The organism is Mesorhizobium sp. Mes31 (genome assembly GCF_024519675.1).
GTDB lineage: Bacteria > Pseudomonadota > Alphaproteobacteria > Rhizobiales > Rhizobiaceae > Mesorhizobium.
The window spans coordinates 47,084-69,451 of record NZ_JALJRL010000025.1; the positions used below are offsets into that span (position 1 = coordinate 47,084).

General features: G+C 63.5%; 25 protein-coding genes, 1 tRNA gene and 1 pseudogene. 5 read left to right on the forward strand and 22 right to left on the reverse strand.

The window, feature by feature from the left end; translation table 11 throughout:
• Window positions 1-92 precede the first annotated feature (92 nt).
• From NR193_RS29410 to NR193_RS29430, 5 genes are all read right to left on the reverse strand, one after another.
• Window positions 93-506, reverse strand: a complete 414-nt coding sequence (locus NR193_RS29410) for a hypothetical protein (protein WP_256754199.1) — start codon at window positions 504-506, stop codon at window positions 93-95.
• A 41-nt stretch (window positions 507-547) separates the two neighbouring features.
• Window positions 548-1,021 carry a hypothetical protein gene (locus NR193_RS29415; protein WP_256754200.1) on the reverse strand — a complete coding sequence of 158 codons (474 nt, stop codon included), beginning with the start codon at window positions 1,019-1,021 and terminating at the stop codon, window positions 548-550.
• A 517-nt stretch (window positions 1,022-1,538) separates the two neighbouring features.
• Window positions 1,539-2,318, reverse strand: a complete 780-nt coding sequence (locus tag NR193_RS29420) for a hypothetical protein (protein ID WP_256754201.1) — start codon at window positions 2,316-2,318, stop codon at window positions 1,539-1,541.
• 89 nt (window positions 2,319-2,407) lie between these two features.
• Window positions 2,408-3,196: a ParB N-terminal domain-containing protein gene (locus NR193_RS29425; RefSeq protein WP_256754202.1), complete on the reverse strand. Its 789-nt coding sequence runs from the start codon at window positions 3,194-3,196 to the stop codon at window positions 2,408-2,410.
• Window positions 3,197-3,554: 358 nt separating this feature from the next.
• A complete protein-coding gene (locus tag NR193_RS29430) occupies window positions 3,555-4,214 on the reverse strand; it encodes a recombinase family protein (RefSeq protein ID WP_256754203.1) in 660 nt (219 codons plus the stop codon).
• Window positions 4,215-4,645: 431 nt separating this feature from the next.
• Here NR193_RS29430 and NR193_RS29435 point away from each other — a divergent pair, with 431 nt between their 5' ends.
• Complete coding sequence (locus NR193_RS29435) at window positions 4,646-4,939, forward strand: PadR family transcriptional regulator (RefSeq protein WP_256754204.1); 294 nt, start codon at window positions 4,646-4,648, stop codon at window positions 4,937-4,939.
• Window positions 4,936-5,490 (forward strand): hypothetical protein, encoded by a 555-nt coding sequence (locus NR193_RS29440; RefSeq protein WP_256754205.1) that lies wholly within the window; start codon window positions 4,936-4,938, stop codon window positions 5,488-5,490. Before NR193_RS29435 ends, NR193_RS29440 begins: the two co-directional genes overlap by 4 nt.
• Before the next feature lie 15 nt (window positions 5,491-5,505).
• On the opposite strand, the gene NR193_RS29445 is transcribed toward NR193_RS29440, so the two are convergent.
• The 10 genes from NR193_RS29445 to NR193_RS29490 all read right to left on the reverse strand — a co-directional run bounded on the left by NR193_RS29445 (window position 5,506) and on the right by NR193_RS29490 (window position 15,698).
• Entirely contained in the window at window positions 5,506-6,810 is a 1,305-nt protein-coding gene (locus NR193_RS29445; RefSeq protein ID WP_256754206.1) for a tyrosine-type recombinase/integrase, read from the reverse strand.
• A gap of 90 nt (window positions 6,811-6,900) precedes the next feature.
• Window positions 6,901-6,985: transfer RNA gene (locus tag NR193_RS29450), tRNA-Leu, on the reverse strand.
• Window positions 6,986-7,060: 75 nt separating this feature from the next.
• Window positions 7,061-7,681 (reverse strand): 2,3-bisphosphoglycerate-dependent phosphoglycerate mutase, encoded by a 621-nt coding sequence (locus NR193_RS29455; RefSeq protein WP_256754207.1) that lies wholly within the window; start codon window positions 7,679-7,681, stop codon window positions 7,061-7,063.
• 91 nt (window positions 7,682-7,772) lie between these two features.
• Window positions 7,773-8,630 carry a 4-hydroxy-tetrahydrodipicolinate reductase gene (dapB, locus tag NR193_RS29460; protein WP_256754208.1) on the reverse strand — a complete coding sequence of 286 codons (858 nt, stop codon included), beginning with the start codon at window positions 8,628-8,630 and terminating at the stop codon, window positions 7,773-7,775.
• Window positions 8,627-10,498 (reverse strand): ABC transporter ATP-binding protein, encoded by a 1,872-nt coding sequence (locus NR193_RS29465; RefSeq protein ID WP_256754209.1) that lies wholly within the window; start codon window positions 10,496-10,498, stop codon window positions 8,627-8,629. Before NR193_RS29465 ends, dapB begins: the two co-directional genes overlap by 4 nt.
• A 78-nt stretch (window positions 10,499-10,576) precedes the next feature.
• Window positions 10,577-11,623 carry a glucokinase gene (locus NR193_RS29470; RefSeq protein ID WP_256754210.1) on the reverse strand — a complete coding sequence of 349 codons (1,047 nt, stop codon included), beginning with the start codon at window positions 11,621-11,623 and terminating at the stop codon, window positions 10,577-10,579.
• 188 nt (window positions 11,624-11,811) lie between these two features.
• Window positions 11,812-12,903 carry a penicillin-insensitive murein endopeptidase gene (mepA, locus tag NR193_RS29475; protein WP_256754211.1) on the reverse strand — a complete coding sequence of 364 codons (1,092 nt, stop codon included), beginning with the start codon at window positions 12,901-12,903 and terminating at the stop codon, window positions 11,812-11,814.
• A gap of 71 nt (window positions 12,904-12,974) precedes the next feature.
• Window positions 12,975-13,874: an SDR family oxidoreductase gene (locus NR193_RS29480; RefSeq protein ID WP_256754212.1), complete on the reverse strand. Its 900-nt coding sequence runs from the start codon at window positions 13,872-13,874 to the stop codon at window positions 12,975-12,977.
• Window positions 13,871-15,025 carry a tRNA epoxyqueuosine(34) reductase QueG gene (gene queG, locus NR193_RS29485; RefSeq protein WP_256754213.1) on the reverse strand — a complete coding sequence of 385 codons (1,155 nt, stop codon included), beginning with the start codon at window positions 15,023-15,025 and terminating at the stop codon, window positions 13,871-13,873. Before queG ends, NR193_RS29480 begins: the two co-directional genes overlap by 4 nt.
• The gene (locus NR193_RS29490; RefSeq protein WP_256754214.1) at window positions 15,006-15,698 is read right to left on the reverse strand and encodes a glutathione S-transferase family protein; all 693 of its coding nucleotides are present in this window, start codon (window positions 15,696-15,698) and stop codon (window positions 15,006-15,008) included. Before NR193_RS29490 ends, queG begins: the two co-directional genes overlap by 20 nt.
• Window positions 15,699-16,019: 321 nt before the next feature.
• On the opposite strand from NR193_RS29490, the gene NR193_RS29495 reads away from it, so the two are divergent.
• Window positions 16,020-16,826, forward strand: coding sequence for an undecaprenyl-diphosphate phosphatase (locus NR193_RS29495; protein WP_256754215.1), 807 nt, complete (start codon window positions 16,020-16,022; stop codon window positions 16,824-16,826).
• Window positions 16,827-17,091: 265 nt separating this feature from the next.
• On the opposite strand, the gene NR193_RS29500 is transcribed toward NR193_RS29495, so the two are convergent.
• Window positions 17,092-17,469 (reverse strand): YraN family protein, encoded by a 378-nt coding sequence (locus NR193_RS29500; protein WP_256754216.1) that lies wholly within the window; start codon window positions 17,467-17,469, stop codon window positions 17,092-17,094.
• Between the two features lie 87 nt (window positions 17,470-17,556).
• A complete protein-coding gene (gene rsmI / locus NR193_RS29505) occupies window positions 17,557-18,453 on the reverse strand; it encodes a 16S rRNA (cytidine(1402)-2'-O)-methyltransferase (RefSeq protein WP_256754217.1) in 897 nt (298 codons plus the stop codon).
• A 149-nt stretch (window positions 18,454-18,602) separates the two neighbouring features.
• On the opposite strand from rsmI, the gene NR193_RS29510 reads away from it, so the two are divergent.
• Window positions 18,603-18,791: a hypothetical protein gene (locus NR193_RS29510; protein ID WP_256754218.1), complete on the forward strand. Its 189-nt coding sequence runs from the start codon at window positions 18,603-18,605 to the stop codon at window positions 18,789-18,791.
• Between the two features lie 79 nt (window positions 18,792-18,870).
• On the opposite strand, the pseudogene NR193_RS29515 reads toward NR193_RS29510, so the two are convergent.
• Window positions 18,871-18,984, reverse strand: a pseudogene (locus NR193_RS29515) (transporter); the annotation flags it as partial.
• A gap of 21 nt (window positions 18,985-19,005) precedes the next feature.
• On the opposite strand from NR193_RS29515, the gene NR193_RS29520 reads away from it, so the two are divergent.
• The gene (locus tag NR193_RS29520; RefSeq protein ID WP_256754219.1) at window positions 19,006-19,686 is read left to right on the forward strand and encodes a hypothetical protein; all 681 of its coding nucleotides are present in this window, start codon (window positions 19,006-19,008) and stop codon (window positions 19,684-19,686) included.
• Here the strand turns inward: NR193_RS29520 and NR193_RS29525 are convergent.
• The 4 genes from NR193_RS29525 to NR193_RS29540 are packed head-to-tail and all read right to left on the reverse strand — an operon-like array spanning window position 19,661 to window position 22,273.
• Window positions 19,661-19,981, reverse strand: coding sequence for a low molecular weight protein tyrosine phosphatase family protein (locus NR193_RS29525; protein ID WP_256754220.1), 321 nt, complete (start codon window positions 19,979-19,981; stop codon window positions 19,661-19,663). The two genes, NR193_RS29520 and NR193_RS29525, sit on opposite strands and share 26 nt — an antisense overlap.
• A gap of 59 nt (window positions 19,982-20,040) precedes the next feature.
• Window positions 20,041-21,204, reverse strand: coding sequence for a radical SAM family heme chaperone HemW (hemW, locus tag NR193_RS29530; RefSeq protein ID WP_256754221.1), 1,164 nt, complete (start codon window positions 21,202-21,204; stop codon window positions 20,041-20,043).
• Entirely contained in the window at window positions 21,201-21,863 is a 663-nt protein-coding gene (gene rdgB / locus NR193_RS29535) for an RdgB/HAM1 family non-canonical purine NTP pyrophosphatase (RefSeq protein WP_256754222.1), read from the reverse strand. Before rdgB ends, hemW begins: the two co-directional genes overlap by 4 nt.
• A complete protein-coding gene (locus NR193_RS29540) occupies window positions 21,863-22,273 on the reverse strand; it encodes a VOC family protein (RefSeq protein WP_256754223.1) in 411 nt (136 codons plus the stop codon). Before NR193_RS29540 ends, rdgB begins: the two co-directional genes overlap by 1 nt.
• Window positions 22,274-22,368: the final 95 nt, after the last annotated feature.

The window sequence follows — 22,368 nt, forward strand, 5'->3', positions numbered from 1 at the left end:
GATACACCTCTTGGGGCGATGCATCGGGGCAGGCTCGCTAGTCAGGGTAGGGGTTTGGTTTGATCAGGGGATAAAAAGTACCCCCAGCTGGATTAGAACCCGTGGGCCTTCCGCGCCGCAGCTATTGCCGCAGCGTGACCATGGAAGACGTGCCATTCACCCTTAGCCGCAGCCTTGCGGAGCGCCGGGTAGTCCGCGTCGTCGACATGCTCAAAGTACGTCTCCAGCGTCAGCCCATGCTGCCGAAGCACATTGCGCTCCAAGTGCTGGCTGAACGCAGCCACCACCACATCTGCCTCAACGGCCTCGATCCCGAAGGCTTCCCCGGTCGGTATCTCTCCGGTCTCCACGAACGCGTCCATGATGAACTGCTGTTGTGGCTCGCTGTGGGTGTCACGGAACCTGTCGAGGCTCTGGTCTGCCATGCGCACAAACTCATCAAACTGGGCCTTGTCCTTCTCGTCATCAGTCTGCTCATCGTCTGCTGCCGTGTCCTCATCCGCCACCACAGGATCGGCTTCCTGGGGCTCTTCATGGGCGGGCGAGGTTATTTGAAAGACTGGCCATACGGCGTCAGAGCAACATTGACAGCCGCCACGTAGTCGGCCTGCCTGATCTCACCACGTGCAAGCATTTCCTTCGCTTGGGTTGGGCCGAGCTGGATGCCGCCGATGGTCACTGGAAGCTGGTCGATGAGAGCTTGCGGGGCCGCATTGAACGCGCTGGCATTCGCGGCTACCGCCTTCGCGGTCTGGGCCTGCCAATCGTTAAGTGCCTGCCCGGTGTTAACGCCAAGCCGCTTTGCCTGCATCTGCTCGTTGGCCCGAAGGCCCGCCTCCGTCTGGGCTGCGATCTGCTCATTGAAGGCCTCTTCCTTGCGGCTCTGCTCGGCCTGCTCATGGTCGCGCCGCACCTGTGCCACGCGGTCTTCGAGGCTCTGCCGGCCCCGCGCTTCCTGCTCGCGGATGTTGGCGTGCTGGCTGTTGATCTGAAGCCCGGAAGCTCTGCTGAAATCGTTCATATTGTCTGTTCCTTTTGGTCGTGGTTGAGCGCACGGCGCGTCATTGCTCCGGTGCGGATAGGTTTGGTGGAGATGATGATGAGCCCGTGAATAGGTGAGATCAGATCACACGTATTCTGAACACAGTTCTCACTGGTGATGGGTCAGCGCCGTGGCGTGAAGCCGAACGTCTGCGGGCCTTCAGGCGGCGCGCTGGGTGCCGCTGGGGTCGAGGGACGGGAAAGACAATCGCTGCCTCCGGCGACCCCTCCGCGCGACGCTGCGGGTCTCATCGACACCTCAGCAAGCCGCCTCGCACAAGCCCCACCCTCAAGCTCGGGGTAGCCGTAGATTTCAAAGCATCGCTCGGCGGCAACGCAGAAATCTTCGGTCCACGAGACGCCAATCCCCGCAAGTCTCCGGTCCAACTCGGTGGTGGTGTCCCAGTCGTCCGCCTTAAGCCACTCGACCAAGGCAAGGGCCGCTTCCCGCGTCGGATAGGTCGCGACCCAGTCCCGCCGCCTTATCCAATCCGGTGTCATGCCCGGTCACCCTTGGCGGTCATCCGGCCCATCCGGTAGAGATACGCTATTGGCGAGCCCTCGGGGTTCTCGATCTCGTCCACCGCGAACGGATCGAGGGTGCCCATCGTAACCAGCCTGTCGATGGTCTGGTGGTATTGCTTGACTTGTTCAGGGTTCATCGCCCGCCACTCATCCTTGCTCGGCTGGACCACGATGCCCTGCGCTATCATTCGTCTCGATTTCCTTCGCTCCTGTGCTGCTTTCAGTGATTTCGTTCTGCGCATCTTGGCGCGCTGTGGGAGGGCCTCGTCGGGGATCACGCGCTGGCCCGGTAGTCGGTCGAGCGTCAGCCTTTCCCGGCCTCCTCGCTCGGCTCTGTCGTCATGGTCGAGTTTGCGCCGCTTGCCCCGCCTGTCGGCTTCCTGGCGCACCCTGGCCTCGGCAATCTTGCCCGCGACCATGGCGTCCCAATCCGCACGGGTGAAGCTCTCGGCTTCCGTCGAGGTCATGACCAAGAACACGACTTCCCGGTCTGTTAATGCCTTTGGGCAGTCGTAGGCCTGCATGATCTGGAAGGCAGTCGGGCGGTAGACGCAAGTGCCGGTTTCACTGGTCATTCCCTGCCAGCCCCGCACGGGGTCATGCTTAATGGTCGAGGTCCCGTCCGAGTGCTGGTCGAGGTATTGCGCCATGAACGCCGTGACGGCCTCATGGGTAACGTAGTGGTCAACGTGGTCGTTAGGGTCCCATCCGGGCACCCTCAGCGTGACCAGCGCTTCCTCATCTGGGCTCATCGTCTCCTTTCCTGCCTTGATGTGGAAAGAGCGCCCAATGAGGAGCGCCCTGTATAAACTGCACCCCGTAGTGATTACACAGGCGGGCTTCAGAACTCGTCATTGTCGACCTCAATGGTCCTTCTGTCGTCCTCGCCTAGATGCTCCCTAAGGAACCCATAGACCTCCGGCAGTCTCCGCCCGAAGTAGCTCGCCAGTGCCATGGCGGCGATCTCGGGGTTCAGTGCCAGCTTGGTCGAGAACTTCTTGGTCAACTCGTCGGCGTACCTGTCAGCAACCTGTTGCATCCACTGCTCCCGCTCATCTTCTCCGTTGTGCCCGTGGTCCTTTCCGTTGGCCGCAAGGCGAGCCCGGAACCACGACGAGAAATCGCCCGCCTGCTCGCCTAAAGTCTTCTTAGCGCGCCGCATGATGGAAACCTGGGCTTCCGAGATGCCCGACGCCTTGGCAACCTCGGCCTTGCTATGCCTGTCGAGCAGCACCAGACGCCACGCGAAGTTCTGCCGGTCGGTGTTGTCCATCGGCAGCTTGGCTTTAGAGTTGGCCTCCCCAGCCACCAGAACGGCCTCTTCCGGGGTCCCTTCGAAGTATCTGACGGGCACCGGAGCGTCCCACTTAGCGGCCCCGTAGGCCTCAATCCGGTGATGTCCATCGATCAGGACGGTCCTGTTCCCGACCACCATGACGGTCACCGGGTCGAGGGCTCCAACTGCCTTGATCGCCTTGATCAGGTCCGACACATGCCGCTCGCTGATCCCGCCTCTCGGTTGGAACAGATCGGGCACCGTTTCGATGTCCTCAATGCGCAACTCAGGGGGACCTGTGACGGCACCCGTGAATTGCTCCATCAATTCCTGGAGGTGATCTCCAGCGTTCATTCTTGCTCCTTCTGTTGTGGTCTCGGGACAAACCTGTCCACCATGAAATGCACGGATAGGCAGACAAGCGTCTGAACATTCCGCGATGCCTGCCAAGCCTACGCGCCTCACCAAGACCGACCACCCCGGAGACACCTTCAAGCACCCCCGGAAGGAGCAACGGAGGTGCCTGTCGGGTCTTCAACAGGATGGTCGATCTGAGAGAGGAGCGTTGGGTAGTGCTTGTGGAGGGGCTATTCGCCTGCCCTGTGCTAGGGGGTTGGCTATTCTCCTTGAAAAGCCCAAATCGCCTGCGTAGTGCCAGTGGAGGCCTTATTCAGGGACCTCTAATGTTCGACCTACATAGCTAGTGGTGCCCCTATTCGGTTGCCTGCCTTGCAAGGATGCGGCTGACAGTCTTCATGTCCATGCCGACCTCAGCGCCAATCCGGTTGAAGCTCGCCCCGTCCTTACGCATTGCTACCATCCGGGAAAGCACAGCCTGCTCTACCTCGTTTGGCACCAGCCGCTTGTCGCCAGCTTCCCCAACCACATCAAAGCCGAATGGCCGCTTGCCACCGTTGTAGAGACCACGGGAAGCCATGCTCCGCTTAACGTCCTTAATTCGTTCCCTGATACGGTCGCGCTCATTCTCTGCCACGGCTGACAGGATGGTGAACACCAGCTTAGAGATGCCGTTGCCGCACACGTCGCCGCCAAGGTCCAGCATATGCAACTCCACCTTGGACCCCTTCAGTTCCTCAAGGGTCACCAGCGCGTCGGTCGCGTTGCGAAACATGCGGTCGAGCTTGGGCGTAATGATGATGTCCCCGGGCTCTATTCCTGCCACCATGCGCTGACCCTCGGGACGCTCGGCCAATGGGATCGACCCAGACACACCGGCCTCGGTGAACGTCTCTGCTATCGTCCAGCCTTTCATCATGGCATAGCCTTGGATTGCCCTCTTCTGGGTCTCAAGGCTTTCGCCAGAGTTGGCCTGTTCGAAGGTGGAGACCCGGACGTAACCGACGACTTTCATCGCATTTCCTATGGCTGTGCAGTAGCAATGCCATAAAGTACCCAATGCCATACGGAAATCAAGGGTTAATCGAGGTCGAGGGCGTCGAGGCTGTTGCCCTGTGCTAGTGGTCCGGTCAATCCCTAGTCCGCCCATCGCCCAGCCCGGCGTCGCTCGCTCAAGGCATCGCAACGGCCATCGTCACGGAAACCGGTCGGGCCTATTGTATTGGAACCGGATGGGGTACGGGGGGTCGGCGCGCGTACCTGTTATCCGATCCCGCCCGGACATTTTTCCGTCGTTTTATAACGACCTTCATCACGACCTTCTATCCCGCAAAATAGGTCAGTCTTGACATATGTAAGACTAACTCTTACATTCAGTCAGCTAACACCGAAGAGAGGCTTTCGAGCAATGTCGCTCATCTCTTCGAGCCTTAGGGAAGACGATCAATGACCAACGTCCCAAACCTCTCCAACACGGAGTATGAAATCATGAACCTTCTGCGAAGTCGTGAGATGTATGGCCTTGAGATGATCAAGGCGTCCCCCAGCCTGAAGCGCGGCACAATCTACGTCACCTTGGACCGTATGACGGACAAAGGGTTCGTCACCTCGCGGGCCGTTCAAAATCCAAATGAGGCGGGCATGCCCAAGAGGCTTTATTCGGTGACCGCGCTGGGTCAGCGTGTTCTCCATGCACGTGAGGCGGCAATGACTGCCTTTGCGTCGGGGGCGTTCGCATGAAGAAAGAAGCACACGGGAAGTTGGCCCTTCTCGTCCTCAGGTATTTTAATAGCGTTGACTTCATCGGCAACTTCTCCGCCCATCCAGTGGCCAAATTGGTGTGGGTGGCCGCCAACATCGCCTTCTGCGTCGGAGCGCATTTAATCTTGCCCAGGTTTTTGCTTGACGCTTGGATCTCGTCGCTCACGTTCGTGGCCGGATTTGGCCTTTTGATAAGTATCATCTACCCACGTGTCCTCCTACTGCAGGTGGATTGGATTTTGCGCCGGAGGGTGTCTAAGTCGAGATCGGGCCTCATCATCCGCCGCGCTCCCGGCGGCTGGCTTGTTACTATGCTGCAGCTTTTGTTCACCAAACGCGCCTTCGACCACATCTTCTCTCAGGTCGTGAACGACGGGCGGGAGGAGTATTGGGAAGCGCTCAGCAGCGGCCACAAGTGGCTGGCGAATTGGCGGCAGGTCCAACTCTACCTGTCACTGGGAATTGCCATCGTCAGTTGGATCGGCGTCTCTGCCCTCAAGAACGCAATCAAGATGTGGAAGGCGGGGTGACCGCCTTCATCCCCCTTAATGACTAAACGCCAGTGCCTTCCTCAGCGCCCTCGTCGCCGCCTCAAGCCTCGCCTCGGGACCCCCGTAAGCCTCGCTCACCGCACCTGACGATTGACCAAGGATCATGTTCTGAACGTTCTCCGAAACGTCCGCCTTGATCAGCTTGTCCTTGATCGTGTGTCGCAGCGAATGCACCGTGACCTTGCGATCAGCGACCATCTTCCGGACATGCTTCATGAGCGTGGCTGAGGCCGCCGTAGCGCCCCCTTCCCGAGCGTAGTCCTTGAAGAGAAGTGGTTGAGCCACATCTGTCGCGGTAACGGCTCCGAGCGCCTCCTGAGCAGCCTTCAGCGCATCCCCAACCAGCGGCACCCGGCGAACACTGCCGGCGTTCTTCAAGCGTCTGTGCGGGTGAACCTTGAGGTCGAGATAGGCAAGGCCATCAACGTGAACATCCTCGACCATAAGCCCGGTGACCTCGGCCAGTCGGCACCCGGTCTGCTCCAGCATCCTCCAGATGCGCTGAAGGTCGACCGAAGCGTGACCCAGAACCCTCGCCCTGGCTGCCTTGAGTTGCGCCTCGGAGAATGGCTTTCGGTCTTCCTTGGCCAGCGTCTGCTTCTTGACCTCAAGCCCGTTGAACGGATTGGTCGCGCCTCTTAGGTCGTCAGTCTCCTTGATGGCGTGGGTGACGATTGCCCGAAGGTCATTCAGATACCGGTGAACAGTCGCGGGAGACATGTCGCCATCGGCCAGCATGTGGTCCCGGACCTCTCTGGCGTCGGTCCGCGTCAGCGATCTGATCTGCGGATCACCCCGGCTCAAGGCCTTCTCCACGTGGGCTTGCACCCGGTCGACACGTTGACGCTTCTTTGTCTCGTCGGGCGTCCCCTCGACCCGGTCTTGCAAGTACAGCTTCACGGCGTCGGCAAGCGTCGGCGCGGGCTTCCGGTCGGGCACAACCAAGGCGCGGTAGAGATCGCCCTGCCCTGTCTCCTCTAGATGGTCTGCCAAAGCATCCGCCGCGTCGGGGCTCATCGGTCCCCATTCGGCAACCTTTCGTGTCGCCCATTGGTATCGCTCCAACTCGGTCTTGGGCTGGGCCTTCTTGGGCTGGCCCTTCATTGCCGCCTTCAACTCGGTCTCGGCCTGCTTGTGGGCGTGGTCGTAATGTCGCACCACCTCAGCGGGCGTCTTGCCAAGGGGGAGAATGATCCACGCCTTTCCAAGCGCCGGTCTCAGGAAGTTGGGCACCTTCCGTCGATAGCGATAGTGCGTCTTGCCGGAGGGTTGATGAACGTAGGGAAGGTTTATGTCCAAGGGTGAGCCTCCAGAGGGACCTTTAAGTGGACCTCTGGGGACGCTCAACGCCTTGATTTCCTTGGGTTTCACGCGTTTGCGTGGGATAGATGGTGCCCAGAAGAGGACTCGAACCTCCACTCCTTGCGGAACACGGACCTGAACCGTGCGCGTCTACCAATTCCGCCATCTGGGCTGGTGCGGGCTCATGTAAGCGGGCAAGCGATGTGTGTCAACGCGCTTTTTTCAAAGCGGTTTGCCGCTTGCCGGCTCAGCCCTCCAGCACTTCCTTGGAAGCCACGGTCGAATCGGCGTTGAGCGTGTAGATGATCGGCACGCCGGTGCCGAGTTCCAGCTTGACGATCTCCTCGCCCGACTTGCCGTCGAGCGCCATGATCAGCGCACGCAGCGAGTTGCCGTGGGCGGCGACCAGCACCGTGCCGCCGCGCAGCACGTGCGGCTGCAAATCGTGCAGGTAATAGGGCCAGACGCGGGCGCCAGTGTCCTTCAGGCTTTCGCCGCCGGGTGGCGACACGTCATAGGAGCGGCGCCAGACATGCACCTGCTCCTCGCCCCACTTCTTGCGGGCATCGTCCTTGTTGAGGCCGGAGAGGTCGCCATAGTCGCGCTCGTTGAGCGCCTGGTCGCGGATGGTCTTCAGGTCGCTCTGGCCGACCGCGTCGAGAATGTGCTGGCAGGTTTTCTGCGCCCGGGTCAGCGCCGAGGTGAAGGCGATGTCGAATTTCAGGCCACGCGCCTTGAGCTTCTGCCCGGCGGCCTTGGCCTCGGCGTGGCCCTGCTCGGTCAGGTCGACGTCGCGCCAGCCGGTGAACAGGTTCTTCAGGTTCCATTCGCTCTGGCCGTGGCGCACGAGCACGAGGGTTCTCGACATGTTTGCTCCCTACAAGAGCAATTCCAGGAAAAGTGTGAAGCGGTTTTCCGTCCGGAATTGCGTTAAAACAAAGAGGCGTGGATGGTCCGCCTCAGCTCAGGCCGAGCACGTCCCGCATCGAATACAGTCCTGGCTTCCTGCCACGCGCCCACAGCGCCGCCTTGACGGCGCCACGGGCGAAGATGGCGCGGTCCTCGGCATGGTGGGACAGCGTGATGCGCTCGCCGGTGCCGGCCAGGATCACGCTGTGATCGCCGACCACCGAGCCGCCGCGCAAGCTGGCAAAGCCGATCGAGCCCACTTTTCGCACGCCGGTGTGGCCGTCACGGACGCGGACATCGTTGCCGGCCAGCGCGATGCCGCGTCCGGCGGCGGCAGCTTCGCCGAGCAGCAGTGCCGTGCCCGACGGCGCGTCGACCTTGTGCTTGTGATGCATTTCGAGGATCTCGATGTCGAAATCGTCGGCGTCGAGCGCGCGCGCCGCCTGTTCGACCAGCACCGCCAACAGATTGACGCCGAGGCTCATATTGCCCGACTTGACGATCGTCGCGTGACGCGCCGCCGCCTCGATCTTCGCATTGTCTTCGGCCGAGCAGCCGGTCGTGCCGATGACATGGACGATGCGCGCCTGTGCGGCGTAGCCGGCGAACTCGACGGTCGAGGCCGGCGTGGTGAAATCGAGCACGCCGTCGGCCCTGGCGAAGACAGGCAGCGGATCGGCGCTGATCGGTACGCCGATGCGGCCGGTGCCGGCCAGTTCGCCGGCATCCTTGCCCAGATGGGGCGAATCCGCGCGCTCGACCGCGCCGATGACCCGCGCGCCGCGAATGGTGTGGATGGCGCGGATCAGCGTCTGGCCCATGCGGCCGGCCGCGCCGACCACCACGAGGCCCATGTCGGTTACTGGCATGTCGGTTACTGGCGTGTCGGTTGCGGGCGTGTCGCTCATGTCGTGCTCCCGGCGATGCTCTGCGTCTCATTATCTTGTGATGGGATTGGCGCCGAAGTCTGGATCGGCGCGGCGTCGTCGACAAGCCCCAGGCCCTTGATGCCCTGCACCCTGTGGAAGCGCGCATAGACGCTGTGCGGGTCGGCCATCAGCGAGGCATGGGTGCCTTCCTCGACCAGCCGGCCCTCTTCCATGACGACGATGTGGTCGGCATTGACCACCGTCGACAGCCGGTGCGCGATGACGATGGTGGTGCGCCCTTCCATGACCGTTGTGAGCGCCTGCTGGACACGAGCCTCGGCCTCGTTGTCGAGCGCCGATGTCGCCTCGTCGAGCAGCAGGATCGGCGCCTGCCGCACGATGGCACGCGCAATCGACACGCGCTGGCGCTGGCCGCCCGACAGCGTCACGCCGTTCTCGCCGACCGGCGTGTCATAGCCCTGCGGCTGCTGGCGGATGAAATCGTCGGCCGCGGCCTGCCGCGCGGCCTGTTCGATTTCGGCGTCGGTGGCGCTCAGCCGGCCGTAGCGGATATTGTCGCGGATGCTGCCTTCGAACAGATAGGGCTGCTGCGAGACATAGGCGATCGAGTTGCGCAGCGACTGCTTAGTGACTTTCGAGATGTCCTGGCCGTCGATCTCGATCGTACCCGCCTCGACATCGTGGAAGCGCTGCAGCAGCGCCACCAGCGTCGTCTTGCCGGCACCCGAGGCGCCGACGATGGCGGTCACCTTGCCGGCGGCGGCGACAAAAGTCAGGTCCTGCAGCACCGGCGCCTCCTCGACATAGCGGAAGGACACGTTGTTGAAACGCACTTCGCCGGAGGTGAATTTCGCCTCGGCGGCTCCCGCAACATCACCTTGCTGCGGCTCCAGGTCGAGAAGCTCGTAGATCATGCGCGCATTGACCAGCGCGCGCTCCATGCCGACCTGCATGCGCGCCAGCCGGCGGGCCGGGTCATAGGCGAGCGTCAGCGCCGTGATGAAGGAAAAGACCGCGCCCGGCGGCTGACCAAGAACGGTGGCCCGGTAGCCCGAATAGGCGATGACGCTGGCGAAAGCGACACCGGCCAGCATTTCGGAAATCGGCGTCAGCCGCTCCGAGACGCGGGCGATCTTGTTCGACCGCTGTTCCGCATCGTTGGCAAGCTTGCCGATGCGGCGCGCCAGTTCGTCCTCCATGGTGAAGGCCTTGACGATGGCGATGCCTTGCGTGGCCTCCTGCATGGCGCCGATCAGCCGCGAGTTGATCTGCACCGATTCGCGGGTGATGCGCCGCACCCGGCGCATCAGGTAGGTGACGGTGTAGATCAGCGGCGGCCCGATCAGCAGCGAACTGAGCGACAGCACCGGATCCTGATAGATCATGACGCCGACCAGACCGACCAGCGACACGGCGTCGCGCGCGGTCGACGTCACCGTCATCGACAAGAGGTCGCGAATGCCGTTGACGTTCTCGTTGATCTGCGCCGCCAGCCGCCCGGAACGGGTGTCGTTGAAGAAGCTGACACCGAGCTTCATCAGATGGTTGAAGATGCGCTGCTGGTAGCGCGCCACCAGATTGTTGCCGATCCTGGCCATCGTCACCGCCTGGCCGTAGCCGGCCAGCCCGCGCAGGATGAAAGCCCCCAGCAGGGCGGCACAGATCCATGGGATCAGATCGCCGCGCCGTTCATAGAAGATCTGATTGACGACCGGACTCATGATCCAGGCGGAGAGGGCCGTCGTCGCGGACACGGTCAGCAGGCAGAGGATGGTGAAAATATACGCCCCTCGATAGTCGCGGCCGTTCTCCTCGAGGATGCGGCGGATGACCGCCACGATCTCGCCCGCGCGGGGTTTCGACAGGTTGGGGGGTGGAAGTGTCAAATCGGAGCGCTTCGTAGGTTTCCGCTTCCCGCGGCCGGACAATTTGGCACCCCTCTTAACGCCAAGGAGCCGGCTTGCCTATGCCTTGGGTTGACTAACTTCGTCGCGCCAGCGCCGGCCCGCCGTCTGGACGCCGAACAGCGAGGGGTTGCGGGCATAGGCGGCAAGGCCCAGGAGCGCCGCCAGCGGATGGGTTATCACGTAGACGGGCATGGTGCGCATCAGCGCGCTGTGCGGCGCCTTGTCCTCGAAGGCGGCGCGGAAATTGCCGGCTTTCAGCGCCGGCACGATCTTCTGCGCGATGCCGCCGGTGAGGAAGACGCCGCCACGGCTCATGAACACCAGAGCGAGGTCGCCGGCGGTGCGCCCGAGGCAGGTGACGAAGGTCTCCAGCGCTTCTTGCGCGACGGGATCGGTCTTGGCCAGCGCCGCCGCGGTGATCTCGGCCGGGGTGGTGAAGGGCGACGGCTTGCCGTCCGCCTTGGCGACCGCCCGGTAGACGTTGACCAGGCCGCGTCCGCACAGGATCTGCTCGCCCGAGATGCGGCCCTCGAGCTTCTCGATATGCGGGAAAACCTCGAAATCGCGCGGCGTGCGCGGGCCGATGTCCATGTGACCGCCCTCGCCGGGCACCGGTATCCAGTGACGCAGCGCATAGACCAGCCCTGCGACGCCGAGCCCCGTTCCGGGCCCGAGCACCACGCGCCCGGCATTGGGTTCCGGCGCTCCGCCGCCGATCTTTTCCATGTGCTCCTCGCCGAGTGCGACGACGGCCAGCGCCTGTGCCTCGAAATCGTTGAGCACGACGATGTCGCTCAGGCCCAGGCTGGCGAACATCTGCCTGGGCTTGACGATCCAGGGGCAGTTGGTGAGCTCGATCTCGTCGCCATCGACCGGGCCGGCCACCGCCAGCACCGCTGAATTGGGGCGAACCGACGAGCGGTCGAGCACCGCCGCCTGGATCGCCTCGTCTATGGTGTTGTAGTTGGCGGTCTGGACGATGATCGGCTCACCGGCCTCGGAATTGGCGTCGAGCACGATCGAGAAGCGCGCATTGGTGCCGCCAATATCGCCGATGAGGATCGGGAACCGCAGCAAAGTATCGTCATCGCCTGTGCCTGGCATGCTCTCTTCCGTCCCCGGCGCCCCCGAACGGCGCGTCGCCGTTCTCCCGTTGACTAGCGCATGAGTTTGAAAAGGGAAACGGTTTTCGAAACCGATGGTGCGCACAGGTCCGTTCTGCGGCCAAACGGCCACTTGTTTCGCAAAAGACGACGGCTAAACCGGTTCAGTGCCTGACAAAGCCGCGACGATCAGTTTTCCGGACGCGGCCGCGGTAGCGGGATGCCGATCTCCGGGGTCGCGGTGAAGGCGTTCATCGAAGCCGGCAAGCCGGCCGTGCCACTGGCCGTGGTTGCCGGCACGGACGGCGCCTCAGGTTCAGGCGCGGCGACCGCGACCGGGACGGCGCCGCCATGATAGGTCGCGGCCTCGACCGAGGCCGGCCCCGGCGCGTCGAGCACGGCGCGGCATTCCCTGGGCAGGTTCGCCATCGTCATGAGGTCGCGGGCTTTCGGCGCATCGGGGTTCTTGTTGGGACGCCAAGGCTGTTCGGTGAACCACCAGGCCAGCGGCTTGCCGCAGCCATCATCGCCCGGTGTCGTCTCCTGCGCCTTGCAGTTTGGCGAGCCCGGCTGGCAGCCGATGCGCATGTGGAAATGATAGTCGTGACCCCAGAACGGCCGGATCTTGCGCAGCCAGGAGCGATCGCCCTTGACGGTGTCGCAGAGCTTTTTCTTGATGCCCGGATTGACCAGGATGCGCTCGACCTCGGGGTAGCTCGCCGCCCGCTTCAGAAGGTTTGTATGCTGCGGCGTCCACAGCGCGTCCTTCACCAGATGCGTCTTCTCGTCGACCATCAAGGTGGCGCTCATGCTTTCGCGCTGCGCCATCGACAGCGGGCGACCGGGCATCGGCGTCAGCCAGATGTCGGCGTCGAGCCCGATCTGGTGCGACGCATGGCCTGTCATCATCGGACCGCCGCGCGGCTGCGAAATGTCGCCGATCAGCAGGCCCGGCCAACCGTCCGCGGCGGCGTCACGCGACAGTTTCTCGATCAGCGCGATCATCGCCGGATGGCCCCAGCGGCGGTTGCGTGACGGCCGCATCACCTCCCAGGTCGGACCATCCATGGGAATGGCGACGCCGCCGGCAAAGCAGCCCTTGGAATAGAAGCCGATCGACTGCGCCGATGTCGCCGCCGGCAGTTTCTCGGCGCCGAACAGGTCCTTCGCCCGTTCCTCGGCCGCTGCCGGCCGCGCGGCGAGCCCGGCCAGGACGGCCAGGCCAAACGCAGCGGCCAGGATTGTCCTGTTGCCCAACGGCGATCGAACCGATGACATCATGCGACCTTTCCCTCCGCAACCCCCTGAACGGCAACCCGAATCATATCACGCCGTGCCCCCGGCTTCGATCGCTAGCGCTTCATCGGGCTGCGCGGCTCGCCGTCGCGCCAGTCGCCGCTTGCCCACATATGGTCGAGAGCCGAGCGGTAATCCAGAAAGCGAAAGCGATAGCCCGCCGCCTTGATCGCCGCGTTGGCGACACGCTTGTTCTCACCATAGAAGGACCGCGCCATGGGCGAAAGTTGGGCGGCGTCGAAGGGAATTTCGGGTGGCGGTGCGACACCCATCAGCGAAGCGGCGTAGGCGACGACATCCTGCGGCGGTGCCGGCAGGTCGTCGGTGACGTTGAAGATGCCGCCGGTGTTGCCGTCGATGAGTTGCCAGAGGGCGCCGGCAATGTCGTCGCAATGGATGCGGTTGAACACCTGGTCGGGCTTGACCAGCCGTCTTGCGGTGCCGTTCTCCAGATTGACCAAAGCGTTGCGGCCCGGCCCGTAGATGCCGGAAAGGCGCAGGATCGCCACCGGCCGGCCGATGTCCCGGCCGAGTTTCAGCCAGTCCTGCTCGGCGGCGACCCGCATCACCGAGCGCTTCGACACTGGCCGGCATTGCGCCGTTTCATCGATCCATGCGCCGTCATAATTGCCATAGACGCCGACGGTCGAGAGATAGCCGATCCATTCCAGCGCCGGCATCTGGCTGATTGCCGCGCGGGCGGCATTCAGCACCGGATCGCCGGCCTCTTCCGGGCCGACTGAAATCACCAGATGCGTTGTTTCTTTCAGCGCCTCGCCGATTTCACCGGTCAGTGCGCCATCGAACAGCAGCGGCGCGATGCCGGCCTGGCGCAACGCCTCGAATTTCTCCGGCGAGCGTGTGGTGCCGAGGATCGTGGCGGCATCCTTGTTGGCGCGGGCAAAGGCCTTGCCGGAATAGCCGGCGCCGAAGATGAAGATCTGGCGTTCGCTCATGCATGTGCCCTGTCTGGCCGCGTCCGAAGCCATTCATCGCGCACGGCCTCGTCGCTCTCGGTTTTCAGGCCGGTCGCGGCCCGTTGCGAATATTCGGCGTCGGGCACCAGCCGCGCCAGCGCCCATATTGCCGCGCCCCGCACCAGCGGCGAAGCGTCGTCCAGCAAGGCACGCACGGGGTCGGCAAGCGAGGCATCGCCGGAATTGCCGGCAGCGATCAGCACATTGCGGACGAAGCGATCGCGGCCGATGCGTTTTATCGGCGAGCCGGAGAAGAAGGCACGGAAGGCCGCGTCATCCAATTCGAGCAATTCGGCGAGCGGCGGCTCGCGCAAATCGTCGCGCGCGGCAAGCTTGGCCTCGGAAGCGACCCGGGCGAACTTGTTCCACGGGCAGGCGGCGAGGCAGTCGTCGCAGCCATAGATACGGTTGCCGATCTTCTCGCGGAATTCATGCGGGATCGGCCCCTTGTTCTCGATGGTGAGATAGGAGATGCAGCGCCGCGCATCGAGCCGGTAGGGCGCCGGGAAAGCATCGGTGGGGCAGGCGTCGAGGCAAGCGCGGCAAGAGCCGCAATGGTCGATCTCGGCCCTGTCGGGAACGAGTTCGGCTGTGGTGAAGATGGTGCCGAGGAACAGCCAGGAGCCGTGTTCTCGGCTGACCAGGTTGGTGTGCTTGCCCTGCCAGCCAAGCCCGGCGGCTTCGGCCAGCGGCTTTTCCATGACTGGCGCGGTGTCGACGAACACCTTCACGTCGCCGCCGGCGCGCGCGACGATCTTGCCGGCGATCTCCTTCAGCCGGCCCTTCATCACCTCGTGATAGTCGCGGTTCTGCGCATAGACGGAGATCGCCCCACGGTCGCGCTTGGCCAGCACTCCGCGCGGATCGTGGTCGGGGCCGTAATTCATCGCCAGGACGATGATCGAGCGTACCTGCGGCCAGAGTGCGGTCGGCTCGCCGCGGCGCGCAATCGTCTCGGCGATCCAGTCCATCGAGCCGTGAAAGCCGTCGGCGACGAATTCGGCCAGGCGGGCCGGCGCCAGCGGGATGGCATCGGGAGTGGTGACGGCGACGGCATCGAAGCCGGCGCGATGCGCCTCTGCGTCGATCAGCGCGCGCAGTTTCGACGCGTCAGAAGTCGAGGTCCGCATAATGTGACACCGGCGACAGGCCGCGCACCCGGTCGGTCAAAAGCGGCCTGAAGGAGGGCCGCGACTTCACCCGCGTGTACCATTCGCGCGCAGCAGGGTGCTCGCGCCAGTCGATCTCGCCGAGATAGTCGAGCACCGACAGCGTCGCCGCCGCCGCGAGGTCGGCATAGGTGACCCTGCTGCCGGCCAGCCAATGGCGGGTGCCGGCCAGCCAGTTGGTGTATTTCATGTGCTGGCGGATGTTGGCGCGCGCCGCGCGGATCGCGCCCGAATCGGGCGAGCCGCCGCCAGCCGTTTCCGGCATGATCGGCTTCAGCACGCGTTCGCGCACCAGATGCCGGGTGACTTCGCTTTCGGCCTTGTTGAGATACCAGTCGATGAGCCGGCGGATTTCGGCGCGCTGCATCGGGTCCTCGGCGAACAGCCGCTTGTCGCGCTTCAAGACGCCGCGCGTTTCGTCGAGATATTCGGCGATCACGGTCGCGCCGACGATCGGCACGTCGCCCTCGGCCAGCAGGATCGGCAGCGTGCCGGCCGGGTTCAGCGCCAGGAACTCCTTGCGCCGTGTCCACGGCTTTTCCTCGATCAAAGCCAGCTCCTCGCCATACTCGCCGAAAGCGAGGCGGACGAAGCGGCAGGTGGCGAACATGGGATGATGGAAAAGCGTCAGCATGGTTCCGCGATGATAAAGCGCACTGGTGTGGTTGAATTGAAGTTCCTGCCCCCTCAATGGCATCAGCGCTCAGGAACTTCAAATCCAAACCACACCAGAAACTTGGAGTGAACAGTGTGGCTCAGAAATCCGGAATTCGCGCACCGCGCTTCTCCCAGGTATGGCGAATTCCGGATTGCCACACTGGCGAATCGCCGGGCGCACCGGTAAGTCTTGGCCGCCCGGTTAGCGGGCCGTCATGGTGTTGCGACCTATAGGGGGACTTGCAGGCCATGACAAGCAAACCGTTCTGTCAGCCGTCACGCCAAAGCCGAGGTAGCCATGGAAAGCCAGACCATCGTCGAAGCCTTGCTGCTCGGCCTGCTGGAAGGGCTGACCGAGTTCATCCCGGTGTCCTCGACCGGCCATATCCTGCTCGCCGGCCATTTCCTCGGCTTCCATTCGACCGGCAAGGCCTTCGAGATCCTGATCCAGCTCGGCGCCATCCTTGCCATCCTGAGCGTCTATTTCCGCCGCCTGTGGCAGATGCTGCTCGACCTGCCGCATGACCGGCTGACCCGGCATTTCGTCATCGGCATCCTCATCGCCTTCCTGCCGGCGGCCATCATCGGCGCGCTGGCGCATGATTTCATCAAGACGGTGCTGTTCGAATCGCCGCGGCTGATCTGCATCATGCTGATCATCGGCGGCGTCGTCCTGCTGGCGGTGGACCGCATGAACCTCAAACCGGTCTACCGCGACGTCGAACGCTTCCCGACCCGGCTTTACCTGCAGATCGGGCTTTTCCAATGCCTGTCGCTGATCCCCGGCACATCGCGCTCGGGATCGACCATCGTCGGCGCGCTGCTTCTGGGCGTCGACAAGCGGGCGGCGGCCGAGTTTTCCTTCTTCCTCGCCATTCCGACGATGGTCGGCGCCTTCGCCTTCGACCTGTTCAAGAACCGCAACGTGCTGAGCAGCGCCGACCTGCCGATCATCGCCATCGGCTTCGTCGCTGCCTTCGTCACGGCACTTGTCGTGGTCCGCTACCTGCTCGATTACGTATCGCGCAATGGCTACGCGCTGTTCGGCTGGTGGCGGCTGGTGGTGGGGATCGTCGGTCTGGTGGCGTTGATGGTCTGGGGGTGAGGAGTGACCCGCGAAGCCTCCTGGATTTCGTCATCCACGGGCGGAGCAAGGAGCGTAGCGACGCGGCGCAGACCCGAGGATCCATGCCGCGACGGCCGCCGAAGGACACAGAGGCCGAGAATAGCCATTTCTAGGCGCGGTCCTTGATCATCCATTTTCTGCACCGTAGAAGCGCTTGAAGGTCGCGGCATGGATCCTCGGGTCTCCGCGACGTCGCTTCGCTCCTGCTCCGCCCGTGGATGACGAAACGAGGAGGGGCTGCCCCTCAATTCCTTCCATAAAACGCGTTCTCGACATGCACCGGCCAGCGCCACGGCAGCACCGCGACCATGTCGAAACGCATCGACAGCTTGCCATAGTCGGGCTGACGAGAGAGCCAGATGTCGGCTGCCGCCTCGATGCGGCGTTCCGATTCATGGCCGATCGCCTCCATGGCTTCGATCAGCGTGCGGCGCGCCTTGACCTCGACGAACAGCACCAGATCGCCGCGCCGAGCGATCACGTCGATCTCGCCGAAGCGCGTGCGGTGGCGGCGCGCGAGAATCCGGTAGCCTTTCAGCATCAGCGCCGCCGCGGCCAGCCATTCGCCGCGATGGCCGCGCCGGTAAGCCTTCTGGCGGCTGGCACTCGGGCGCTCAGCCACCGTCGCCTTCTCCGGAATTTTGTTTGACCATGATCTCTGGACAAACGGAACCGTTTGTCGGGGAAAACCGGTTTCCACTTTTCGGGATCATGGTCTGTCCTTGAGCTCCAGCAGCCGCCGATACAGCGCCTGCTTCTGGCCGCCGGTCATCTTCGCGGCTTCGGCCGCTGCCTTGGAGGCCGGCATTTCGGCGGCGAGCGACAACAGCAGACGATCGATGTCGGCCGGCTCGTCAGCCTTGGCCTCGGCCGGGCCGACACAGACGACGATCTCGCCCTTCGGCGTGTCGGCGGCCGCGTAGTGGTCGGCAAGAGCCTGCAGCGTGCCGGTGCGCATCTCCTCGAAAGTCTTGGTCAATTCCCGGCCGATCGCGGCTTTTCGGCCGCCGCCGAGCGCTTCGACCATGGCGGCGAGGGACTCGGCCAGCCGACGCGGCGATTCGAAGAAGATCAGCGTCGCCGGCACGGCCTTCAAGGCTTCCAGCCGCGTCAGCCGCTGGCCTGTCTTCACCGGCAGAAACCCCGCGAACAGGAAGGCGTCGGAGGGTAGGCCGGAGGCCGTCAGCGCCGCGAGGGGCGCCGACGGACCCGGGATCGGCACGACGCGAATGCCATAGTCGAGCGCCTCGCCGACCAGCCGATAGCCTGGATCGGACACGAGCGGCGTGCCCGCGTCGGAAATCAGCGCCACGCTCTGTCCGGCTTGCAGTGCCGCGATCAGTTTCGGCCCGGCCTCGCCGGCATTGTGCTCGTGATAGGCCGTGGTGCGGCGGCGAATGCCATAGCGGTCGAGCAGCACGCGCGACACCCTCGTGTCCTCGCAAGCGACGATGTCGGCGGCGGCCAGCGTCTCCAGCGCGCGCAGCGTGATGTCGGCCAGGTTGCCGATCGGCGTCGCCACCAGATATAGCGCCGGTTCGAGCGGACGGGCCGCGATCTCGGTCTGCCCGACCACATAGCTGCGCTTGCCCGTTTCGCCGGTCACTGATGCCTTCTCCGTTCGGTCCTGTTTGGCACGGCTCACGCCCGGTTGCAAAAGCGTCGAGCGAAGTGAAATTCCCGCCATTCCTTTGCCACAGTAGGGAACGAAACCGGGTTTGGCAGATTTTGCCCCTGATTCCGCAGGAGGACAGGATGAACAGCCTGAAGATACAGGACGCTTTCACGCCCTACTATGCCGGCCGCAAACGCTTTGCCGCGCCCAAGGACAGGCGCCTGCCTGCCAGGACCGAAAACAGCGTGACCAAAGAGCTGGCCGCAATCGCCCCGCCAGCGGATATCAGGCTTTCCGACACCGAAACCGACAGCACGACGGAGCACTGACCGGACGATGCCCAATCGCTTCGACATTTTCATCACCCGTCTTGAAACAAAAAGCGCTCGCGAGGGCGTTCCATCGCACCCGATAGGCGACCAGCACCGCGCCCGCCGCGACAAGGTCGACGCCAAGCCGGTTCGCGCTGGAGAGCCGCACGCCGAGAAAGACCGCGCCAAACACCGCCACAAGCACGACGCTTGACGAGATAGCTCACAAAAATTGAAGCGCAACGGGGCTGAAACGCTGGTTGGTCCACGAATATTAGCGCTTGCCGTTGGCCTTATCGCCTCCACATCCTTAGCTGATACCCGGAATCATGCGACGTCTCTCGTCCGCGACTCACAATCGCACGTCGCGCCGCAATCCGCACAGGCCGGCTCTTCATCACCCTCCCAAATCCCACGAACGATCAAGTTCAGGGCAACGGCAGCCAGTGGCCTCTTTGGCAAAACGCTTTCGCTGCGAGGGACGCTGGTCGGCGAGACTGAAGAACGCGAATTCGCAAGAATTCGCTACCCGGCGCTCAACCGGCCTATTTCCAGCCACGACTGGATAACCATCGAAAACCTTTCGGCCGCCTATCTGCAACTGGACATTGATCGGCAATTCGCAATGCCCGGCATCCACTTGCATATGCGCTCGAACGATCCAGCCACCTCGCACTACATGTTCCATAAGGTTGGCGAACAATGGATACAGGCGCCGAGGGCGACAAAGATCGACGTGTTTTCCTATGCAGGCTGCGGCCTCACGCAACAATCCTGGGAGGACGGCGGCGATTTTCGCCATCAGGATTTCTTCTTTGAAGTAGAATCCAGTTCGGATTGCGCGGTGGCTGATGCTTCATCGCCAGGCATGCGCGGCAAGCCATTCGTCACCCCAGAAACCGCTGCACCTTAGCCTCGAGAATCCGCACCAAGTCAGGATCCATGAACTCATAGTCGTCCGGAATATCGAGACAGATCACCCTGGCCTTCAGGCTGACCTTGAATTTCTTCTGCAATTTGGCACGGTGCGCCTTTTCCATGACGAAGATGATGTCGGCCCAGGCCACCAGCTCATGCGTCAGCGGCGTGTCGGCATCGTGGTTGGTTCCCGCCGACGCGACCTCGATATCGCGGCGCCTGGAGAACACCTGCTCGGCCGTCGGGCTGCGCAAGCGGTTCTGGCTGCAGACGAAGAGGACGTTCTTCAAGGCTTTTTACTCAAGCATAATCTTATCCGAAAACCGGCTTCCACTTTTCGGGATCATGCTTACCGCGCCAGATCGGCCACCACGGCATCGAGCACGATCATGCCGGCAGGGGTGGCGCGCAGGCGGGCATTGCCGATCGGCGCAACCAGCCCCTCGCCCTGCAGCATCGACAGCCGCGCGCTCGACAGCCCACGTCCTGAAAACGCTTCATAGCGGGAGAGGTCGATGCCTTCGGCCAGCCGCAGACCCATCAGCAGGAACTCGTCGGCCTCCTCGGAGCGGGTCAGGATCTCGCCGCCGGTGACGCCATGGCCCTTGGCCTCGACCAGGTTGGCCCAGGTTTCCGGCATCCGCTCGGCGATCGTCACCGTGCGGCGGCCGTTTTCGACGAAGCGGCCATGCGCGCCGGGGCCGACGCCGACATATTCGCCATAGCGCCAGTAGGTCAGATTGTGCCGGCTTTCGGCGCCCGGCCTGGCGTGGTTGGAAATCTCATAGGCGGGCAGGCCGTGCGCCGTGGTGATTTCCTGTGTCAGCGCATAGAGGTCGGCGGCATGGTCGTTGTCGGGAATGACGAATTTCTTCGCCGCATGCAGCGCGTGGAAGGGCGTGCCCTCCTCGATGGTCAGCTGGTAGAGCGACAGATGATCGGCGGCATGGCCGATCGCCTGTTCGAGCTCCGATGCCCAAGCCTCCGGCGTCTGGCCCGGCCGCGCGTAGATCAGGTCGAAGGATAGCCTTGGGAATATTTCCCGCGCGAGCCCGATCGCATGCAGCGCTTCCTCGACATTGTGCAGCCGGCCGAGGAAGCGCAGATCCTTGTCGTTCAGCGCCTGCACGCCGAGCGAGACACGGTTGACGCCGGCCGCCCGATAGCCACGGAAGCGCTCGGCCTCGACCGAGGACGGATTGGCCTCCAGCGTCACCTCGATGCCATCCAGAACGGTCCAGTTCTTCGCCACCGCGTCGAGGACCCTGGCCACCGTTTCCGGCTTCATCAGCGACGGCGTGCCGCCGCCGAGAAAAATGCTGGTCACCTCGCGCGGCCCGGTGCGCTGGCGCATTGTCGCCAGCTCCGCCTCGAAGGCGGCGGCAAAGCGCTCCTGGTCGACTGGCTGGTGGCGAACATGGCTGTTGAAGTCGCAATAGGGGCATTTGGCCGCGCAGAACGGCCAATGGATATAGACGCCGAAGCCGGGCGTCCGGTCGAGCAGCATGCTCATGTCGATCCCAATCTGGCCAGATTCAATCGTGCTTCGGCAAACTTCTGGAAGGCGCGGGCGCGGTGCGACAGCGCCTTGGCCTGGCCGGGCTTCCAGCCGTGCTTTTCCTCGGCGCTCATCTCGCCGAAAGTCTTGTCGAAGCCATTCGGAAGGAACACCGGGTCATAGCCGAAGCCGAGTTCGCCGCGCGGCGGCCAGACCAGCGTGCCTTCGGCCTCGCCGCGATAATATTCGGCGTCACCGTCGGGGAAGGCCAGGCAGATGACGGCGACAAAGCGCCCCTTGCGCTGTTCGGCCGAGGCGGCGCCGACTTCCTGCAGTGCCACTTCGGTGCGCTGCATGGCCATGCCGAAATCGCGCGACCCATCCGGGGTTTCGGCCCAGTTGGCGGTGTAGACGCCGGGCGCGCCGTCGAGCGCGTCGACGCACAGGCCGGAATCATCCGACAGCGCCGGCAGGCCGGTGGCCTTCGCGGCGGCCAGCGCCTTGATGTAGGCGTTTTCCTCGAAGGTGGTGCCGGTTTCGTCAGGCTCCGGCAGGCCGTACTCCTTGGCCGATTTCGCTTCGAAGCCGAACGGCGCCATCAGGTCGGCGAATTCGCGCAGCTTGCCGGCATTGTGGCTGGCGACGACGATCTTCTTTCCATCGAGAGAATGCATCAAAGGCCCCAGATTCTTGGCTCGGCGAACTCGATCGAATTGCCCGAGGGGTCGCGTATATAGATCGAACGTCCACCTTGCGGCCATTCGAATTCGCTTTCGATGGCGATCATCTTGGCCTCGAGATGGGCTCTCCAGCCGGCGATTTCCACGGCGGTCGCCGCAAAGCAGAGATGGCCCTCGCCGACCGCGCCGTGCGGCGGCACCGGCAGCCGGGCGTCGGGCGCCGGCGGCACCCTGGTCGCCTCGGCATTGAAGACCAGCAGCACGCCGGGGCCGCAGCGGAAGAAGATATGCCTGCCCTCGACCTTGCCGAGGAGGTGAAGTCCAAGCCCGCCGGTGTAGAACTTCTCAGCGGCGTCAAGGTCGGTGACGTAGAGAGCCGATTCCAGGATTGCTGAAGGTGTCACGAGACGCCCCCCTCTGTCCTTCCGGACATCTCCCCCTCAAGGGGGGAGATTGGCAGCTTCAACGGTGCCGCGTGCCCTGCGGTGCTGGCGATTGG

Coding starts and splice junctions, on each gene's coding strand:
- NR193_RS29415 (WP_256754200.1), bottom strand. CDS start 1,021: ATGAACGATTTCAGCAGAGCTTCCGGGCTTCAGATCAACAGCCAGCAC.
- queG (WP_256754213.1), bottom strand. CDS start 15,025: ATGCGGACCTCGACTTCTGACGCGTCGAAACTGCGCGCGCTGATCGAC.
- NR193_RS29420 (WP_256754201.1), bottom strand. CDS start 2,318: ATGAGCCCAGATGAGGAAGCGCTGGTCACGCTGAGGGTGCCCGGATGG.
- dapB (WP_256754208.1), bottom strand. CDS start 8,630: ATGAGCGACACGCCCGCAACCGACACGCCAGTAACCGACATGCCAGTA.
- NR193_RS29480 (WP_256754212.1), bottom strand. CDS start 13,874: ATGAGCGAACGCCAGATCTTCATCTTCGGCGCCGGCTATTCCGGCAAG.
- NR193_RS29435 (WP_256754204.1), top strand. CDS start 4,646: ATGACCAACGTCCCAAACCTCTCCAACACGGAGTATGAAATCATGAAC.
- NR193_RS29490 (WP_256754214.1), bottom strand. CDS start 15,698: ATGCTGACGCTTTTCCATCATCCCATGTTCGCCACCTGCCGCTTCGTC.
- mepA (WP_256754211.1), bottom strand. CDS start 12,903: ATGATGTCATCGGTTCGATCGCCGTTGGGCAACAGGACAATCCTGGCC.
- NR193_RS29470 (WP_256754210.1), bottom strand. CDS start 11,623: ATGCCAGGCACAGGCGATGACGATACTTTGCTGCGGTTCCCGATCCTC.
- NR193_RS29455 (WP_256754207.1), bottom strand. CDS start 7,681: ATGTCGAGAACCCTCGTGCTCGTGCGCCACGGCCAGAGCGAATGGAAC.
- hemW (WP_256754221.1), bottom strand. CDS start 21,204: ATGAGCATGCTGCTCGACCGGACGCCCGGCTTCGGCGTCTATATCCAT.
- NR193_RS29440 (WP_256754205.1), top strand. CDS start 4,936: ATGAAGAAAGAAGCACACGGGAAGTTGGCCCTTCTCGTCCTCAGGTAT.
- NR193_RS29430 (WP_256754203.1), bottom strand. CDS start 4,214: ATGAAAGTCGTCGGTTACGTCCGGGTCTCCACCTTCGAACAGGCCAAC.
- NR193_RS29510 (WP_256754218.1), top strand. CDS start 18,603: ATGAACAGCCTGAAGATACAGGACGCTTTCACGCCCTACTATGCCGGC.
- NR193_RS29425 (WP_256754202.1), bottom strand. CDS start 3,196: ATGAACGCTGGAGATCACCTCCAGGAATTGATGGAGCAATTCACGGGT.
- NR193_RS29495 (WP_256754215.1), top strand. CDS start 16,020: ATGGAAAGCCAGACCATCGTCGAAGCCTTGCTGCTCGGCCTGCTGGAA.
- rdgB (WP_256754222.1), bottom strand. CDS start 21,863: ATGCATTCTCTCGATGGAAAGAAGATCGTCGTCGCCAGCCACAATGCC.